Consider the following 17,676-nt stretch of genomic DNA (forward strand, 5'->3'; position numbering starts at 1 on the left):
CCATCATTTTCAAGACAATCTTGACATGTACCATATAATTCTAGGCGGTGTGAGTGAACTTTATAACCCGTTACATGCGATGCAAATTGCTCCACTTCATTTAAGCCCGGATAATGGAAATCAACAATCTTACCACAACATTCACAAATCATGTGATAATGATCGTTTGTAACAAAATCAAATCGACTCGCTGCATCTCCATAAGTTAGTTCCTTCACTAAACCTGCTTCTCGGAATACACGTAAATTATTGTAAACCGTTGCAACACTCATATTAGGAAACTTACCTTCTAGAGCTTTATATATTTCATCTGCAGTTGGATGTGTCATTGATTCGATTAAATATTCCAAAATAGCATGACGTTGCGGAGTAATTCTTACACCAGTTGTCTTTAACGTGTCTAGTGCATCTTTCAAATGCAATTCAGACATCGTCATGCACCTCTTTTCATACATAATTCTTAATTTATAATAGTTATCATTAGTGTAACCAAATCGTTGTAAATAGTCAACAATTCCTTATTGGTAACGGTTACGCTATTGCCTATTTTATCAAAAATTGAATAAAAATCACCGTTAATTATCATAAATATATAATTCTTCTGTAAAAAGGAACTTTATGAATGTTCTCACTTTATGGATAATATTCTCAATAACCTCTCAAAATATCCATTTGATTCTCAATATCAGTATCACCTTTTAACCATTTCTCCAAACTTGGCTTAAAAATTTCTAGACTTCTTTCTAGGTAACGGGACGAATGGCTCGAACAATGAGGCGAAATGGTCACGTTATCTAATTCCCATAATTTATTGTCATATGGTAGTGGCTCTACTTCAAATACATCCAGTACCGCATGATATATTAGTTTTTCTTCTAGGGCACGAATTAATACATCTGTTTCCACCAAATTTCCTCGTCCAAAGTTCATAAAAATGGCATTTTCGCGCATTAGTTGAAAATGTTCATACTTTATCATATGTGTCGTTTCTTCCGTACTCGGTAAAATCGAAATAACAATATCAGCTTTTGGTAACTGTTGTGCTAAATCTGAAATCCGATGTGTCTCATTCATAAATGGTGCATCTTCACCACTTCGATTCAACCCAATTGTATATACTTCAAAGGCTTGAAGAAGTCTACCAATTTCTGCACCAATCGCACCTGGACCAATAATTAAAGCAGTACTTCCATTTAATTCGGTTGGATTTCCTTTTTTATCCCAAATTTTATTTCGTTGATTGTTATAAATATAAGGTAGAGAACGTTTAAGTGATAAAATATGAGCGATAATCGATTCTGCCATTGGCTTTTTATGAATTCCACGCACATTTGAAACGATAATATTTCGATCGGCGATTGCCTTTCTTGGCATTTTCTCAATTCCCGCTGAAGCAACGAAAATCCATTTTAAATTCTTGGCAATTTTAATATGTTCATCATTCAAATCTTCACCATAAGTCACAAGAACATCTGCCTCTGCTAACACTTCATTCTCGATTCGACTATGAAAAGTAAATTCAACTTTGGGGAAATGTTCGATTAACTGCTGTTGTAAATCTGGTCTTGAGTTAAATGTAAAATATACTTTCATTATTTCTTTTCCCCTTCACGCAAATAAGTTAAAACTTCCTCAATATGATTTTTCACTTTTACTTTACGCCATTCCTTTTCTACAATGCCCTCTTCATTAATAAGAAAAGTAGAACGTTCAATCCCCATAAATTCTTTACCATACATTTTCTTTAATACCCAAACTCCATATTTTTCACAAACTTCATGATCTTCATCAACTAGCAATGAAAAGGGCAACCCATATTTTTCAATGAATTTTGTATGTTTCTTTGCATCATCTGCGCTTATACCTAAAATAACAGCATTTAAATCGGAAAATGCCTCGTGTTGATCGCGGAAATCACACGCTTCAGTAGTACAGCCTGGTGTCATATCTTTCGGATAGAAATAAAGAATCACCTTTTTCCCTCTATAATCACTTAAAGTTACTTTTTCTTCTTTTTCATTTAATATAGTAAAATTTGGTGCTTCCATATTTAATAAAGTTTCCATAAATATTCCTCCCCTTTATTTATATCGTACCGAACAAACATTGGAGTTTCAAATTCTTTGGCATTCAAATGGGAATAGGTCTACAATAAGATGTGTAAATTATGAGGAGGCATTTGAAAATGAATCATACGAAATCTGAACAAATTCACGAAGAAGCATTACAACATATCGTTGGTGGCGTTAATAGTCCATCACGTTCTTATAAAGCGGTAGGCGGCGGTTCACCGGTTGTCATGGCAAGAGGTAAAGGCGCATACTTTTGGGATGTAGACGGTAACCGTTATATCGATTACTTAGCTGCTTACGGTCCAATTATTACAGGATTTGGTCATCCACATATCGCAAAAGCAATCACTCTTGCTGCAGAAACAGGTGTGTTATTTGGAACACCAACAGAACATGAAGTGAAATTTGCCAAAATGTTAAAAGAGGCGATTCCTTCATTGGATAAAGTTCGCTTTACTAATTCAGGTACGGAAGCAGTTATGACAACGGTTCGCGTAGCCCGAGCATATACAGGACGTACGAAAATCATTAAATTTGCTGGATGTTATCATGGACATTTCGACCAAGTATTAGTTGCTGCCGGATCTGGTCCAGCTACTTTAGGATCCCCAGATTCAGCAGGTGTACCTGTAGCCGTTGCAACTGAGGTAATTACTGTTCCTTTCAATAATAAAGAACAATTCCAACTAGCAATGGATAAATGGGGCGATGAAGTTGCAGCGATTTTAATCGAACCAATCGTAGGGAATTTCGGTATCGTCGAACCAAACAAAGGATTTTTAGAATACGTTCATACTGTGGCGAAGGAAAAAGGAGCTTTAACGATTCACGATGAAGTTATTACAGCATTTCGTTTCCATTACGGTGCAGCTCAAGACTTACTAGGTTTAACTCCAGATTTAACTGCGATGGGTAAAATTATCGGCGGTGGTCTACCAATCGGTGCTTACGGTGGTCGTAAGGAAATTATGGAAACCGTTGCTCCCCTTGGACCTGCTTACCAAGCTGGAACAATGGCTGGAAATCCAGCGTCTATGCTTGCAGGAATTGCATGTCTTGAAGTGTTAAAACAACCTGGTGTTTACGAAGAAATGGATCGACTAGGGGCAATGTTGGAAAAAGGCATTTTACAATCAGCTGAAAAACATGGTGTAACAATAACAATAAACCGATTAAAAGGTGCTTTAACTGTTTACTTTACAAATGAAAAAGTAGAAAACTACGAACAAGCTGAAAACTCTGATGGGGAAATGTTTGGACGTTTCTTTAAATTAATGCTTTCAAAGGGTGTTAATTTAGCACCGTCTAAATATGAAGCTTGGTTCTTAACGACAGAACATACAGAACAGGATATTTTAGAAACAATTGAAGCTGTCGACTATGCTTTCTCACAATTAAAATAAGTCAAAACCATGTTAAGTTGATTATAATGTGAATCTTTCATGAAACTAGTTGACCAATGGGAAAATATTAGGTAAAGTAATGTGATTTCAATCATATGTTTCTTGAAAGAGAGGATTTATTTTTTAATGCAAGTAGGTGCCCGTGTTTTAAAAACAGGTTTTGCTATTGTATTTGCCCTTTTTTTAGCGGAATTACTGAACTTACCTTCTCCTGTTTTTGCTGGGATTGCAGCTATATTTGCAATCCAACCTTCGATTTATCGATCTTATTTAACAATTATTGAACAACTTCAAGGGAATTTCATAGGCGCAACAATCGCAGTTACCTTCGGGTTAATATTTGGCCATCATACCGTTACAATTGGACTTGCAGCAATTATCGTTATCGCGATAATGCTTAAGTTCAAATTAAACAGTTCCCTGTCCCTTGCCCTTGTAACTGTAGTTGCAATTATGGTTTATGAAGGAGAAGACTTTTTAGAATTTGGAATTATACGTTTTATAACTGTTATGGTAGGTGTATTTGCAGCCTTTCTAGTGAATCTCGTATTCATCCCACCACGCTATGAAATAAAATTATTTAAAATGATCGATTCATTGCAGGATGATATTATTCGTTGGACTCGCTTAGCTGCTAGACAAGCGTCTGAACATACATCAACGAAAAACGCTCTTAATAAATTCCATAGCCGTTTATCGGGGATTGAAAATATGTATGATTTCTATAAAGAAGAGCGCCATTATTCTAAGAAAAAACGATTTATACAAGCCCGAAAACTTGTTATGTATCGACAAATGATTATCACGACGAAAAAAAGTTTAGAGCTTTTGCATCGTTTAAATAAACATGAAAATGAAATAGCTAATTTACCCGTTCCGTTTCGAACGATGATTCAAGAACGTTTAGATTTTCTTCTTACTTTCCACGAACAATTATTATTGAAATTTACTGGTAAGTTAAAACCCGAACATTCAAAGTGGGTCGACGAAGAAGACGACAAACATGCGGACGTTATGGAACACCTTATCCAACAAATCGCCTTTGAACAAAATCGAGAAGGTGAAGAAGAGTTTTCAAGTTATCATTTGTTTTACATCTTCTCCCGCCTCCTTGACTATGAGGAGAATTTAGAACACTTAGATACTTTAATTGTTTCTTTCCGAAGCTATCATAGTACAGAAAAAAATTCGGATTTAGAAGAGGATTTCTACTAAAAAACTACCCATAAAGGGACGTCAAATCCATGGTACAAGATGGATTTGATGAAACCTTTGGGTAGTTTTTTAATTATTGAAGTTTTTCTAAGTCCATTAGTTGAATAAATCCCCGTTCATATTGAATAACTCCTTCCTTTTTCCACTTACTTAAATAAGTCGTTACCTTTTGACGGCTACAGCCAATCATAAAAGATATTTCCTCGTGGGTTAAAGGAATACTGATTGTTAAAATATTATTTTCTACTTTTGCTAACTTCTTCAAAAGCCAGCCAAGTCGTTCAGGAATCGTCATTTTAGAATGAACATAGACAAATTCTTGAGCCTCTATTAATCGTTTCCCTAAGGAATAAAATAAGCTCCGTTCCATTTCAGATAATTTATTCAAATGTTGAGTTAAAATTTCTATCGGTAAAACAAATAATTCAACATCCGTCATCGCAACGGCATATTGAGTATGCTCTAACCGGTTGTTTAATCGATCTAGAAATCCAAACATTTCCCCCATTCGAATTAAGGAAATCGTAACTGGATGTCCATCGTCTCCATCGATCGCAATTTTAACGATTCCGTCATTTAAAAAATATACGTTATTTGCTTCTTCTCCAGCTTGATAAATAATTTGTCCTTTTCTAGCATGTATTTTCTTAGCAAGCTGTTCTATTAACTTCAATGAACTCTCTAATTCCATTGTTTCCCTCTCCCTTATAATTCTATTATATAAATTATTCTGAAATTTTGTAACAAAAGTGACAGAAAGAAGCGAATACAACACATAAAATAAATTAAAACTTAGTATTTTAATATGTTTTATAGGAATGGAGGGATTTATTTTGTCAAATGAACATATTATTCTAAAAAATGTTCATAAGGAATTTCAAAGTAATGAGCATGCTCCAACAATTGCGTTAGATGACGTTTCATTAACTATTAATAAAGGTGAGTTTATCTCCTTATTAGGCCCTTCTGGTTGTGGGAAATCCACACTTTTAAATATTATTGCAGGACTTGAAGAACATTCTTCTGGCACTTTTTTAGTCAATGATAGTCCGGTAAAGGGACCCGGGAACGATCGAATCGTTGTCTTCCAAGAATCTGGTTTATTCCCTTGGATGACAGTTCTTGAAAATGTTATGTATGGTCTACTGATTAAAAAAATACCTAAGGAAGAAGCTAAGGAGCGGGCGATGACATGGTTACAAAAAGTACACCTTGGGAAGTTTGCCCATTCTATGCCCCATCAATTGTCTGGAGGCATGAAGCAACGGGTGGCGATTGCCCGTGCCCTTGTAATGGATCCGGAAATCCTTTTAATGGATGAACCATTTGCTGCTTTAGATGAACAAACTCGTATGGTTTTACATAAAGAACTGGAAACATTGTGGAGTGAAACTGGAAAGACCATCCTTTTTGTCACTCATAATATTCGTGAAGCAGTTGTATTATCGGACCGCATCGTTTTAATGAAGACGCGTCCTGGAGGTATTAAAAATGTTTTTCCTGTACAGGCGTCTCGTCCGCGCAAATCTTCAGACAGCATTTTAATACATTTAGAGAATCGTATATTAACAGAGCTGGAGCAGGAAATGGAAAAAGTGCTGAAGGAGGAATTAGGTAGTGACTACTCTCTTGAGAAGGATCGTCTTCGTGTTGATCCTCATAACAATATGGGAAGCGATATCTAAATTCGACATCTTCCCTGCCTTTATGTGGCCACCTTTAATCATTCCGAATGATCCAGGTGGTGTCACAATACTAAAAACGTTAGTAAACGGATTAATGACTGGACAATTAATTGAAGCAACTAGCGCTTCCCTTGTGCGATTATTTGTTGGCTTCTTTATCGCAGTCGTTATCGGATTAATACTTGGATATTTAATTTATAAATACAAAGTAATTGACGATACCCTTGGTTTCTTTGTCACAAGTTTACAAGCTATCCCAAATATCGTATGGATGCCTTTAGCTATTCTTTGGTTCGGTTTAGGGGTCGGTTCCGTTATTTTCATTGTCATATTAGGAGCGGCGTTATCTATTATTATTACGTCAAGTGCCGCCTTTAAAAGTGTACCTCCCTTGCTAATTCGAGTAGCGAAAACAATGGGTTCAGACGGATTCCATTTATTCCGTACTGTTATTTTTAAAGCAACGGTACCTCAATTAATTTCAGGTTTACGTTTAGCATGGGCACTTGCTTGGCGGGCAGTATTATCAGGGGAATTACTCGGAGGAAGCGGGGGTCTCGGAACCCTTTTAGACCTTGGACGCTCCATACAAGCAATGGATTTAATCTTTAGTATTATTATTATCATCGGTGTCATTGGTTCCTTTATCGATAACTTTATTTTTGTACGTATTGAACGTTATGCATTAAGAAAATGGGGTATGCAAACAGTTTAGGAGATGAAAAAATGAAAAAGAAGCATTTTTTATTTTTAACAATGATGACCCTGATGACTATTATCCTTGCAGCATGTAGTCATAGTGAAGCTTCTTCCAACGAAGAAAAGGATCAAGCTTCCACTGTTCGAATCGGGTACTTTCCGAATATGACCCATATCGCAACAATCGTCGCACTAGAAAAGGGCTATTTCCAACAACAACTAGGCGAAGATGTTACCATTTCAACGAAAACCTTTAACGATGGTACTGCCTTCATGGAGGCAATGTCTACGAACGCCATCGATATCGGAACAGTTGGCCCTACACCTGCATTAAACACTTATACGAGACATCCACAACATGAAATTATTGCTGGTGCTGTCAATGCCGGGGCAGTACTTGTCGTACGAGGCGATTCAAATATTACTAGTGTAGAAGATTTGGCAGGTAAAACGGTTGCAGTACCTGCTTACGGTAGTACACAGGACATTGGGTTAATGAAATCCCTTAAAGATGCAGGTTTAAAAGTAAAATTAAGCGGTGGAAATGTCAATTCCATTAAACTAGCTTCTGCTGATACAGCATCCTTAATGTTAAGAGGAGACATTGATGCTGCAGCAGCACAAGAACCGTGGGGGGTTAACATTGAAACGAACGGAAAAGCAAAACTTTTACTAGATGAAAAGGAATTTGCTTGGGGTAGTGAATCGACTAACACCGTTGTAGCTGCACGTAAGGAATTTACATTAAACAATCCAGAGATGACAAAAAAAATATTAAAAGCGCATCTACAAGCCATTGATTTTATTAAACAAAATCCTGAAGAAGCTATACAGTTATTCCTTGACCACGTAAAAAAAATTACTGGTAAGGACCTTTCAAAGGAAGAAGTGACAAAATCTTTTGATCGTATAACGCCAACATCGGAAATAAATGAAGAGATTATTAAAGAGATGGCAACTATTTCAAAGGAAGCAGGTTATATTACAACGGATAATATCGACGGCTTATTAAACCTTAGTTTCTTAGAAGCAGTTTCAAACGAATAATTTCATCCGTTTCTAAAGGAACTTTAGCTGTTTTAACTTATCCCCTATACTCGTCACTTTTGAATAACCGTATTATACTGTATAGAGTAAGAAAAGCTAGGTTGGACTCTTGCCTAGCTTTTTCAAAATTTTTTTGAAAGGTGTTTCATAATGAAAATACATGACTCCATTCTTGAATTAATAGGAAACACACCGATTGTAAAATTAAATGCATTACCTGATGCGAACGGTTCGAAAGTTTATATGAAATTAGAATCTTTTAATCCAGGTGGCAGCGTTAAAGATCGAGCTGCTTTTAATATGATTGAACAAGCAGAAATTGAAGGGAAACTGATTCCAGGAGTGAGTACTGTAATTGAACCAACTAGTGGGAATACAGGAATTGGTCTCGCTATGGTATGTGCGGTAAAGGGTTACCGATGTATTATTACAATGCCTGACAATGCTACAAAAGAACGGGTACAGTTAATGCGAGCTTACGGTGCAGAAGTCCATTTAACCTCTGCAAGCTTACGTATGCAAGGATCTATCGATGAAGCAGTACGAATTGCTGAAAGTATTCCAAATAGCTTTATCCCATTACAATTCGAAAATAATGCAAATGCTGATGCCCATCGCCAAACAACTGCTATTGAAATTTTAAATGCCTTTGACAATAAACTAGATGTTCTCGTATTGACAGCAGGAACAGGTGGAACCGTAACCGGAACGGGGGAAGAATTGAAGAAGGTTATGCCCGATTTAAAAATTTATGTAGTAGAACCAGCAGGCTCCCCAGTATTAGCTGGTGGTAATCCAGGACCTCATAAAATACCTGGAACTGGTCCGGGATTTATTCCAAAAATATTAAATCAAACAATATATGATGAAATTCTTCACATTGAAGATCTCGATGCCCAAACTACTGCAAGACGTCTTGGTACGGAAGAAGGAATTTTAGTAGGAGCTTCCGGCGCTGCTTCTGCTTACTTCGCGTTGCAAATAGCTAAACAACTTCCTCCGAATGCAAAGGTGTTATGCATTGCGCCCGATACAGGGGAACGTTATTTATCATCCGATTTATTTCCGTACGAATAAAGGGAGAGCTAAATTCGCTCCCCCTTCCCTTTAATTTTTCATTTTAGGATCTAACGCATCTCGCAAACCATCCCCCATTAAATTAAAGCCAAGCACGGTTAACATGATAGCCAATCCAGGGAAAATCATCGTCCATGGTGCAGTCATAAGATGGATCCGAGCGTCCGATAACATTTTCCCCCATTCAGGTTGGGGCGCTTCTGCACCGAGCCCAAGGAAACTTAATGCAGCCGCTTCAATAATAGCCGTTGCAATAGCTAACGTACCTTGTACAATGACTGGCGATAAGGAATTAGGCAAAATGTGTTTCCATAATATTCGAGAATCCTTCATTCCTATAGCCTTTGCTGCTACAATGTATTCCTCTTCCTTTACACTTAAAACTTTAGAGCGAATTAATCGCCCGAAATTCGGGATATTAATAATCGCTATCGCAATAAGGGCATTTTGTAAAGAAGGACCTAATATTGATACGATAGCAATAGCTAAAAGTATACTAGGGAAAGCTAGCATAATATCAAAAACTCTTGAAATAATCGTATCTATCCAGCGGCCATAATAGCCAGAGATAATTCCAAGAAAACTCCCTACTATAGCTGAAACGATAACCGATAAAAATCCGACCGCCAAAGAAATTCTCGCTCCGTAAACTACTCTTGAAAAAATGTCCCTTCCAAAGTCGTCTGTACCAAACCAATATTCACTGGATGGAGGTGCAAGTCTTAAGCTTGAGTCTTGTAATTTTTGTTCATTTATTCCTTCTGGCGCAATCAATGGACCAAATACAGCTAAAAGGATGAAAAATACAACAATGGCTGTTCCAACGAGGGCGGCTTTACTTTTTCGAAAGCTGCGCCACGCCTCTTTCCATGGTCCAACTACTTTCTCTTCTTTCGTCGATAAATCGACTGAATTTGAGACCATTTCAGGCATCTTTCCCTCTCCCTTCTAGTTATATTTAATCCTTGAATCGATGATTGTATATAAAATATCAACAACCAAGTTAATGATGACAAACATAAAGGCAACGATTAAAATACCCGATTGAATGACTGTATAATCACGGTAACCTATCGCCTCGTAAATATAACGGCCGATTCCTGGCCAACTGAATATCGTTTCCGTTAAAATAGCTCCACCTAATAACAAGCCCGTTTGTAATCCAATTACTGTTAAGATCGGAATAAGAGCATTTTTTAATGCGTGCTTATAAATCACTTTCACCATTTTTTGCCCTTTTGCTCGAGCAGTACGAATATAATCTGAGCGCATTACTTCCAACATGGAAGAGCGGGTCATTCTGGCAATAATCGCCATCGGAATCGTTGCAAGGGCAAAGGCCGGTAAGATTAAATGCTGAATCGTTACCCAAAATTGATCAAAACGTCCTTGAATCAATGTATCGACTAAATAGAAATGGGTAATTGCTTCAACAGGTGCTCGCACCTCTTCCCTTCCGGAAGTAGGCAACCAATTTAACTCTAAACTAAATACCCATTGCTCCATTAAACCAAGCCAGAAAATCGGTACAGATACACCGATTAAAGCAATAACCATTGCAATATAGTCAAACCAAGAGTTTTGGAACCAAGCCGAAATAATTCCGGCATTCATTCCGATAAGGATAGCTAAAATCATCGCAAAGAAGGCTAATTCCATAGTGGCAGCTAAATAGGGCCAAATTTCACTAGTAATCGGCTGACTTGTACGTAGCGACTCTCCTAAATCGCCAGTTAGTAGTCCTTTTAAATAATCGAAGTATTGAATATACCATGGCTGATCGAGTCCTAATTTATCTCTTAACGCTTTAATCGCTTCCTCTGTCGCTTGCTGACCTAAAATCACTTGGGCTGGATCCCCAGGAATCGCACGAATAATTAAAAAAACAATAAATGTCATTCCTAATAGCACAGGTATTAAATGAAGAATTCGTTTACCTATGTAGCGAAGCATATCTTCACCTCTTTCGTTAGAATGCATGAATGAAAGAATGGGAGGTAAAAATACCCCCCATTTTTTTAATGTCTATTAACAAAATTCGTAAGCAGCTTAGCACTTATTCAAGCAATAGACACTTATTGAATCGATACATTAATTAAACTTTCAGATCCAGTTGGGTGAGGTAAATAATCTGTAACACCTTTTTTCGCAGCAAGTAATGGCGTTGAATGGGCTAATGGTACCCACGGTGCATCTTCATGGATAATAACTTGTGCTTGTTTATAAAGATCATTTCGCTTTTCTTCATCCGTTTCAGTTTGAGCAGCAATTAATAATTCATGAACTTCATCATTCGAATAATAAGCATAGTTATTACTTCCAATCGTATCTTTATCTAACAATGTATAAAGGAAGTTGTCCGCGTCACCGTTATCGCCTGTCCAACCCATTAAAAAGGCATCCGCTTCACCATTTTTTGCCTTTTCTAAATATGTTGCCCATTCAAAAGTTACGATTTTAGATGGAATACCAACGTCCGCTAAATTTTTCTGAATGGCTTCAGCAACCTTTTGACCGTCTGGCATATATGGGCGTGGAACTGGCATTGCCCAAAGCTCAATTTCTTCACCGTCATACCCTGCTTCAGCTAATAATTCTTTTGCTTTTTCAGGGTCATATGGATATCCTTCGATTTCTTCGTTATAACCACTAATCGAAGAAGGCATTGGGTTTACAGCTACTTCAGCTCTACCTTGGAAGAAGGCATCGACAATCGCTTGTTTATCAATCGCATAGTTGACAGCTTGTCTAACAAGTACATTGTCAAAAGGTTTTCGTGTAGATGTTAACCCTAGATAACCAATGTTCATAGATGGACGTTCGATTAATTGTAGTTCAGAATTGGATTCTACAGTTGCTGCATCAGACGGATTAATTCCATCCGCTAAATCGATTTCTCCAGTTGTTAATGCATTTAAACGAGCAGAGTTATCGGGAATGGAACGGAAAATAATTTTGTCTAATTTCGGTAATCCTTCTTGCCAGTAATCTTCATTTTTCTCAACTGTAATTGAATCGTTTCGCTTCCATTCAACAAATTTAAATGGACCAGTTCCTACCGGATTATCTCCAAAGGCATCACCCGCTGATTCAAAGGCAGTCGGTGATGCAATAGCAAATGGACTCATCGCAATATTTTTTAAGAAAGGTGCTTGTGGACGCGTAAGGGTAAAGACAACCGTGTAATCATCAACAGCTTCTACACTTTTAATAATATCTTCCCCTTCAGATTTAAACATGGAATGGAAATAATAAAACTTTTCTTCAGCGCCACCTTTCCAACGTTCAACGTTTTTCACCACTGCCTCAGCGTTAAAATCTGTTCCGTCATGGAATTTAACACCTTCCTGTAGGTGGAATGTATATGTTAGACCATCCTCACTAACTTCCCATTCCTTCGCTAAACCTGGCTGTACCGTCGTATCTTGTTCACCAAAGTTTAGTAATGTCTCAAAAATATTTTCTGTTACTTTAAAAGACTCACCATCTGTTACAATGGCTGGATCTAATGAGACAGAGTCTCCACCACGACCGAATACTAAAGTTTGAGGTACTGCTTCTTCTGTATCTCCACTTGTGTCTGTGTCTGCTGGTTCTTCTGAAGTACCTTCTTCTCCGCTACATGCAGCTAGCACTACTAAAAGAACTAGTAATAAAAATAGTTTTAGAGACCAAAACTTCCCTGTTTTCATAGTTACCCTCCCAATTTCTTTGTTCTATATGTCATTGCTGCGCTTCATTAAATAAATGGCACGCAACAGAGTGACCTGGTTTGACTTCTACTAAATCTGGAACTGTCATTTTGCAAGTAAGCGTTGCATATGGACATCTAGTTTGGAAAGTACATCCCTTATCTGGAATGGCATTCGAAACATCACCTGTGAGAATAATTTTTTCCCGTTCATAAGTAGGATCAGGAATCGGTACGGCTGATAACAAAGCTTGCGTATACGGGTGTAATGGTTCCGCATATAAAGATTCACTATCAGCTAACTCTACAAATCTACCTAAATACATTACGCCTACCCGATCACTAATATGGCGAACTACCCCTAAATCGTGGGCAATGAAAATATACGTTAGCTTTAACTCTTGCTGTAATCTTTGCATTAAATTTAAAACTTGTGCTTGAATCGAAACATCTAATGCAGATACCGGCTCATCAGCAATAATTAGCTTCGGATTTGTCATTAAAGCTCTAGCAATACCGATACGCTGTCTTTGCCCACCACTAAATTGATGGGGATAGCGCTTTGCATGATATGAGCTCAAGCCGACAATTTCTAAATACTCCTCTACCCTTTTTTTACGTTCCGCTGAACTTCCAATACCATGGACAATAAGGGGTTCTTCTAAAATTTTTTTAACAGTATGTCTTGGATTTAATGAAGCATATGGGTCTTGAAATACCATTTGAATATCTCGTCTTGCTTTTCGCATTTCTTGTTTAGATAATGAGGAAAGTTCGACACCATCAAACTTAATGGAACCTTCTGTTGGTTCAAGAAGACGCATAATCATTCGACCGGTCGTTGATTTTCCACATCCCGACTCCCCTACGATTCCTAAGGTTTCTCCTTCATAAACTTGAAATGAAACGTCATCGACTGCCTTCACATGGGGGCCCTTTTTTAAAGAACTCGTTCCCTTTGGAAAATATTTTTTTAAGTTATCGACTTTCAATAGCACGTTCTGCAAATGGAATTCCCTCCGTTTCCTGTAAGAAGCATCTTGATTTATGAACAAAGGAAGAGCTTACTTCGTATAATGGCGGATTTTCTGTAAAGCACCGTTCCGCAGCAAATTCACAACGGGGAGCAAATCGACAACCAGTTTGAATGGAACCAGGCTTTGGTACATTACCTTTAATGGAATATAAAGTTTCCTTTTTATAACGCATGTCAGGAACAGATTGGATTAGACCTTTCGTATATGGATGTTGAGGATTTTTGAATATTTCAGATATGGGAGCTTCTTCGACAATTTGACCAGCATACATAACGATTACCCGTTCACACGTTTCAGCAACAACACCTAAATCATGGGTAATGAGTAAAACTGCCGTCTTAAATTGTTTATTCAACTCTTTCATTAACTTTAATATTTGAGCTTGTATTGTAACGTCTAGGGCAGTAGTAGGCTCATCGGCGATTAATAGTTTTGGATTACATAGTAGAGCCATTGCAATCATGACCCGTTGTCTCATCCCGCCTGATAATTGATGGGGATAGTCTTTCATTAATTCTTCTGCCCTTGGTAATCCAACCAGTTTCATCATTTCAATCGCTCTATTCGCTGCATCCTTTTTCTTCATACCTTTGTTATGGATTAAAATGGCTTCTGTTAGTTGATTCCCAATAGTGTATAAAGGATTTAAAGAAGTCATCGGTTCTTGAAATATCATTGCCACTTCTTTTCCACGAATTTTACGCATTTCCTTTTCTGTTTGCTTTGTTAAATCTAACTCATTTAGAAGGATCTGACCTGATGTAATCTTTCCAGGAGGAGATGGTACGAGCCCCATAATAGACAGAGAGGTAACACTTTTCCCACAGCCTGACTCTCCTACAATAGCTAATATTTCTCCTTCATTAATATGAAAGTCTATATGATCAACTGCTGGTACTTTTCCATCGTCAGTAAAGAAAGTTGTTTCCAAATCTTTAACTTGTAATAGTACTTTTTTTTCCATCTTGTACCCCCTCGCATAACGCTAATTTACAAATCTATCATTCTATTTCGTTCTCTATTTGCTTAAAAACAATAATAGATTTGAATTCTCTTAATCATATGTTTTTATGATAAAATACCTTAAATTAACACAAAACTTCAATGTAATTTTCTCGACAAAAAGCAACAGTTATACTGCTTTAATCGATTAAATTCTGGTTCACTAAAATTTGAAAACGTATATAAACAGTGGATTATACATCAAATTTTTGCAAAAAATAAAAAATACCTAACTAGTCGAACGTTGACTTGTTAGGCATTTTCTTGTCGTATTATTTTTTTAGTCTAATTTTTGAATTTGGAATAAATCATAGTAAACACCTTGTTTTTCCATAAGCGATTCATGGTTACCTTCCTCTACTAATTCACCATGATCAATAACGAAAATTTTATCCGCATGGGTAATTGTTGATAATCTATGGGCAATAATGATAGTCGTTCGATCACTTGCCAATCGATCTAAGGAATCTTGAATTAATGCTTCACTTTCTAAATCCAAGGCAGAAGTCGCTTCATCCAATACTAAAATTGGCGGATTTTTTAGGAATACACGGGCAATCGCAACACGTTGTTTCTGACCCCCGGACAGTTTCACACCGCGCTCTCCTACTTTTGTTTCGTACCCTTCAGGTAATGTCATAATAAAATCATGGGCATTGGCTGCTTTAGCAGCTGCAATCACTTCTTCATCCGTAGCATCCGGTCGACCCATTAAAATATTTTGTTTTACCGAATCGCTAAATAATATATTATCTTGCAATACAATTCCAATTTGGGAACGTAACGACTGAATGGATACATCTTTCACGTTCATCCCATCGATTTTAACTGCCCCATTTGTTACATCGTAAAAGCGAGGAATTAAACTTACAATCGTTGATTTTCCGCCTCCACTCATCCCAACAAAGGCAGCGGTTTCTCCAGGTTTAATATCAAATTGAACATTTTTCAATATCATTTGTCCGTCTTGTTCATATTGGAAATTTACATTTTCAAAGGAAACTTGTCCCTTTACAGGAGCAAGATGACGAGCATTTTCTTTATCTTGAACATCGTATTCTTCATCCATTAGTTCAAACATTCGATCCATTGAAGCAATAGATTGGGTTAAAGTTGTAGATGAATTAACTAGACGTCTTAATGGACTATACAATCGTTCAATATAAGCGTAAAACGCAGCCATTGTTCCGACGGATAGATCACCTTGAATTACTCGATAACCGGCATACGCAATCACTAATAATGGGGCGATATCGGTAATAGTATTTACGACTGCAAAGGATTTTGCATTCCATTTTGTATGATCTAGGGCACGGTCTAAAAACTCTCCATTTTCATTATCGAAAATTTTCTGTTCATGCTTCTCCAACGTGAAACTTTTAATAATACTAATTCCGCTTACTCTTTCATGTAAATAACTTTGGACATGGGCTAACGCTTGGGATCGTTTACGTGTTAAATCCCTAAGTTTTCCGAAAAAGTATTTTACACTAATGGCGAATAGCGGTAATGCAATGATTGAAACTAATGTTAGTTTTACATCCATCGCAAGCATTATCCCAATTGCAATGAGGATCGTTGCAACATCAAGCCATAAATTCATTAAGCCAATCATAATAAAGTTTTTCGTCTGTTCTACATCGTTAATAACCCGGGATATTACTTCGCCCGCTCGAGTATTAGCGTAATATTTTAAACTCAATTTCTGTAAATGGCCAAATAATTCTTGTCGTATATCGAACAATACTTTGTTCCCAACATGTTGGGCAAAATATTGACGGTAGTATTCAATAGGTGGACGAATAATAAAGAATAAAATGACAGTACCACCTAACCAATAACTCAGTTGTTCAATTTTTTCCCCATTTGTTAAATCTGGTGCACTAATAATATTGTCTATTACAATTTTGATTAAAATCGGAATGAACAACGGAATGGCAAATTTTAATATACCAATAAAAATGGTTAATAAAATTTCCCATCTATAAGGCTTTACAAATCTCATATATCGTTTAATACTACCCAATTTCTATTCACTTCCCTTTATCAACAAACAAACTTAAATCGTCCTAATTAAAAGTTGTCCCATTTTGGACACACGAATAACACTATACTCTAATTTACCAGTAAATACATAAAAAAAGCCTACTGATTCTCCTAGTAGACTTTTCCACTATTATTTTTCATTTGATTGCATTTCTTTATTAAATAAATATCGATTCGTCCAAACTTCAATAAAATCTGGCGCAAAGGGACCTCTTTTTTGTTTTATCCAGCTGATTAATTTATTCACATTTCGTTTTAAAATTTTATCAATCACTTCTGGATAGCCCATTTCCTTCTTGTGCTGCTCGTATTCATCTTCGTCTAAAAGTGTATAAGACATATCTGGGAAAACTTTAATATCTAGATCATAGTCGATATATTTTATAGCATTATTATCAAAAACATAAGGAGAACTCATATTGCAATAATAATACACACCATCTTCACGCAACATACAAATAATATTAAACCAATGTTCTGCGTGAAAATAACAAATAGAGGGCTCGCGTGTTAGCCATGTTCGTCCATCCGATTCAGTAACAAGTGTACGCTCATTGGCTCCAATAAAGATATTTTTCGTTCCTTTTAAAACCATCGTTTCTTGCCAGACACGGTGGATGCGACCATTGTGTTTATAACTATGTATTTGAATCGTTTCTCCTTCTGTAGGTATTGTCATTTAAAGCCCACCTTTTCGTCTAT

Annotated in this window: 17 protein-coding genes (1 of these 17 cut by a window edge); 6 read left to right on the top strand and 11 right to left on the bottom strand. The window is 36.8% G+C overall.

Annotated features, from left to right (window positions below; translation table 11 throughout):
• The 3 genes from perR to bcp all read right to left on the bottom strand — a co-directional run.
• Positions 1 to 431, bottom strand: partial view of a peroxide-responsive transcriptional repressor PerR gene (perR, locus tag MHH69_RS15025; RefSeq protein ID WP_122971965.1) — the 5' portion only. The gene continues 16 nt to the left of window position 1, outside the view; the window shows 431 of its 447 coding nt (coding positions 1-431); it begins with the start codon at positions 429 to 431; its stop codon lies beyond the left edge, outside the window.
• Positions 432 to 648: 217 nt separating this feature from the next.
• On the bottom strand, positions 649 to 1,593 hold the full coding sequence (locus MHH69_RS15030; protein ID WP_341362635.1) for a D-2-hydroxyacid dehydrogenase: 945 nt from the start codon (positions 1,591 to 1,593) through the stop codon (positions 649 to 651).
• Positions 1,593 to 2,066: a thioredoxin-dependent thiol peroxidase gene (gene bcp / locus MHH69_RS15035; RefSeq protein ID WP_341362636.1), complete on the bottom strand. Its 474-nt coding sequence runs from the start codon at positions 2,064 to 2,066 to the stop codon at positions 1,593 to 1,595. Before bcp ends, MHH69_RS15030 begins: the two co-directional genes overlap by 1 nt.
• A gap of 119 nt (positions 2,067 to 2,185) precedes the next feature.
• Between bcp and MHH69_RS15040 the strand changes: the two genes are divergently transcribed.
• Positions 2,186 to 3,475: a glutamate-1-semialdehyde 2,1-aminomutase gene (locus tag MHH69_RS15040; RefSeq protein WP_341362637.1), complete on the top strand. Its 1,290-nt coding sequence runs from the start codon at positions 2,186 to 2,188 to the stop codon at positions 3,473 to 3,475.
• A gap of 126 nt (positions 3,476 to 3,601) precedes the next feature.
• Positions 3,602 to 4,690, top strand: coding sequence for an FUSC family protein (locus tag MHH69_RS15045; protein ID WP_122971961.1), 1,089 nt, complete (start codon positions 3,602 to 3,604; stop codon positions 4,688 to 4,690).
• 73 nt (positions 4,691 to 4,763) lie between these two features.
• Here the strand turns inward: MHH69_RS15045 and MHH69_RS15050 are convergent, their stop codons facing one another.
• A complete protein-coding gene (locus MHH69_RS15050; protein ID WP_341362638.1) occupies positions 4,764 to 5,381 on the bottom strand; it encodes a Crp/Fnr family transcriptional regulator in 618 nt (205 codons plus the stop codon).
• Between the two features lie 127 nt (positions 5,382 to 5,508).
• On the opposite strand from MHH69_RS15050, the gene MHH69_RS15055 reads away from it, so the two are divergent.
• The 4 genes from MHH69_RS15055 (at position 5,509) to cysK (ending at position 9,198) form a co-directional block, all read left to right on the top strand.
• Positions 5,509 to 6,375 carry an ABC transporter ATP-binding protein gene (locus MHH69_RS15055; RefSeq protein ID WP_122971959.1) on the top strand — a complete coding sequence of 289 codons (867 nt, stop codon included), beginning with the start codon at positions 5,509 to 5,511 and terminating at the stop codon, positions 6,373 to 6,375.
• Complete coding sequence (locus MHH69_RS15060) at positions 6,341 to 7,090, top strand: ABC transporter permease (RefSeq protein WP_225230316.1); 750 nt, start codon at positions 6,341 to 6,343, stop codon at positions 7,088 to 7,090. The genes MHH69_RS15055 and MHH69_RS15060 overlap by 35 nt, the downstream gene beginning before the upstream one ends.
• An 11-nt stretch (positions 7,091 to 7,101) precedes the next feature.
• The gene (locus MHH69_RS15065) at positions 7,102 to 8,121 is read left to right on the top strand and encodes an ABC transporter substrate-binding protein (RefSeq protein WP_341362640.1); all 1,020 of its coding nucleotides are present in this window, start codon (positions 7,102 to 7,104) and stop codon (positions 8,119 to 8,121) included.
• A 150-nt stretch (positions 8,122 to 8,271) separates the two neighbouring features.
• Complete coding sequence (gene cysK, locus MHH69_RS15070) at positions 8,272 to 9,198, top strand: cysteine synthase A (protein WP_341362641.1); 927 nt, start codon at positions 8,272 to 8,274, stop codon at positions 9,196 to 9,198.
• Between the two features lie 30 nt (positions 9,199 to 9,228).
• Here cysK and nikC read toward each other — a convergent pair whose 3' ends face one another.
• The 7 genes from nikC to ntdP all read right to left on the bottom strand — a co-directional run bounded on the left by nikC (position 9,229) and on the right by ntdP (position 17,653).
• Positions 9,229 to 10,131, bottom strand: a complete 903-nt coding sequence (gene nikC, locus MHH69_RS15075; protein ID WP_445954574.1) for a nickel transporter permease — start codon at positions 10,129 to 10,131, stop codon at positions 9,229 to 9,231.
• Between the two features lie 15 nt (positions 10,132 to 10,146).
• A complete protein-coding gene (locus MHH69_RS15080; RefSeq protein ID WP_122971972.1) occupies positions 10,147 to 11,151 on the bottom strand; it encodes an ABC transporter permease in 1,005 nt (334 codons plus the stop codon).
• A gap of 122 nt (positions 11,152 to 11,273) precedes the next feature.
• Positions 11,274 to 12,890 carry an ABC transporter substrate-binding protein gene (locus MHH69_RS15085; RefSeq protein ID WP_341362642.1) on the bottom strand — a complete coding sequence of 539 codons (1,617 nt, stop codon included), beginning with the start codon at positions 12,888 to 12,890 and terminating at the stop codon, positions 11,274 to 11,276.
• 31 nt (positions 12,891 to 12,921) lie between these two features.
• Positions 12,922 to 13,896 (bottom strand): ABC transporter ATP-binding protein, encoded by a 975-nt coding sequence (locus tag MHH69_RS15090; protein WP_341362643.1) that lies wholly within the window; start codon positions 13,894 to 13,896, stop codon positions 12,922 to 12,924.
• Entirely contained in the window at positions 13,868 to 14,890 is a 1,023-nt protein-coding gene (locus MHH69_RS15095) for an ABC transporter ATP-binding protein (RefSeq protein WP_341362644.1), read from the bottom strand. The genes MHH69_RS15090 and MHH69_RS15095 overlap by 29 nt, the downstream gene beginning before the upstream one ends.
• A gap of 318 nt (positions 14,891 to 15,208) precedes the next feature.
• Complete coding sequence (locus MHH69_RS15100; protein WP_341362645.1) at positions 15,209 to 16,954, bottom strand: ABC transporter ATP-binding protein; 1,746 nt, start codon at positions 16,952 to 16,954, stop codon at positions 15,209 to 15,211.
• A 150-nt stretch (positions 16,955 to 17,104) separates the two neighbouring features.
• On the bottom strand, positions 17,105 to 17,653 hold the full coding sequence (gene ntdP / locus MHH69_RS15105) for a nucleoside tri-diphosphate phosphatase (protein ID WP_122971950.1): 549 nt from the start codon (positions 17,651 to 17,653) through the stop codon (positions 17,105 to 17,107).
• Positions 17,654 to 17,676: the final 23 nt, after the last annotated feature.

The organism is Ureibacillus sp. FSL E2-3493 (genome assembly GCF_038077515.1).
GTDB classification, from domain to species: domain Bacteria; phylum Bacillota; class Bacilli; order Bacillales_A; family Planococcaceae; genus Ureibacillus; species Ureibacillus halotolerans.

What these genes read in the sequence shown, in the direction of transcription:
- MHH69_RS15030 (WP_341362635.1), bottom strand. Translation starts at nt 1,593, where the DNA reads ATGAAAGTATATTTTACATTTAACTCAAGACCAGATTTACAACAGCAG.
- bcp (WP_341362636.1), bottom strand. Translation starts at nt 2,066, where the DNA reads ATGGAAACTTTATTAAATATGGAAGCACCAAATTTTACTATATTAAAT.
- MHH69_RS15040 (WP_341362637.1), top strand. Translation starts at nt 2,186, where the DNA reads ATGAATCATACGAAATCTGAACAAATTCACGAAGAAGCATTACAACAT.
- MHH69_RS15045 (WP_122971961.1), top strand. Translation starts at nt 3,602, where the DNA reads ATGCAAGTAGGTGCCCGTGTTTTAAAAACAGGTTTTGCTATTGTATTT.
- MHH69_RS15050 (WP_341362638.1), bottom strand. Translation starts at nt 5,381, where the DNA reads ATGGAATTAGAGAGTTCATTGAAGTTAATAGAACAGCTTGCTAAGAAA.
- MHH69_RS15055 (WP_122971959.1), top strand. Translation starts at nt 5,509, where the DNA reads ATGGAGGGATTTATTTTGTCAAATGAACATATTATTCTAAAAAATGTT.
- MHH69_RS15065 (WP_341362640.1), top strand. Translation starts at nt 7,102, where the DNA reads ATGAAAAAGAAGCATTTTTTATTTTTAACAATGATGACCCTGATGACT.
- cysK (WP_341362641.1), top strand. Translation starts at nt 8,272, where the DNA reads ATGAAAATACATGACTCCATTCTTGAATTAATAGGAAACACACCGATT.
- nikC (WP_445954574.1), bottom strand. Translation starts at nt 10,131, where the DNA reads ATGCCTGAAATGGTCTCAAATTCAGTCGATTTATCGACGAAAGAAGAG.
- MHH69_RS15080 (WP_122971972.1), bottom strand. Translation starts at nt 11,151, where the DNA reads ATGCTTCGCTACATAGGTAAACGAATTCTTCATTTAATACCTGTGCTA.
- MHH69_RS15085 (WP_341362642.1), bottom strand. Translation starts at nt 12,890, where the DNA reads ATGAAAACAGGGAAGTTTTGGTCTCTAAAACTATTTTTATTACTAGTT.
- MHH69_RS15095 (WP_341362644.1), bottom strand. Translation starts at nt 14,890, where the DNA reads ATGGAAAAAAAAGTACTATTACAAGTTAAAGATTTGGAAACAACTTTC.
- ntdP (WP_122971950.1), bottom strand. Translation starts at nt 17,653, where the DNA reads ATGACAATACCTACAGAAGGAGAAACGATTCAAATACATAGTTATAAA.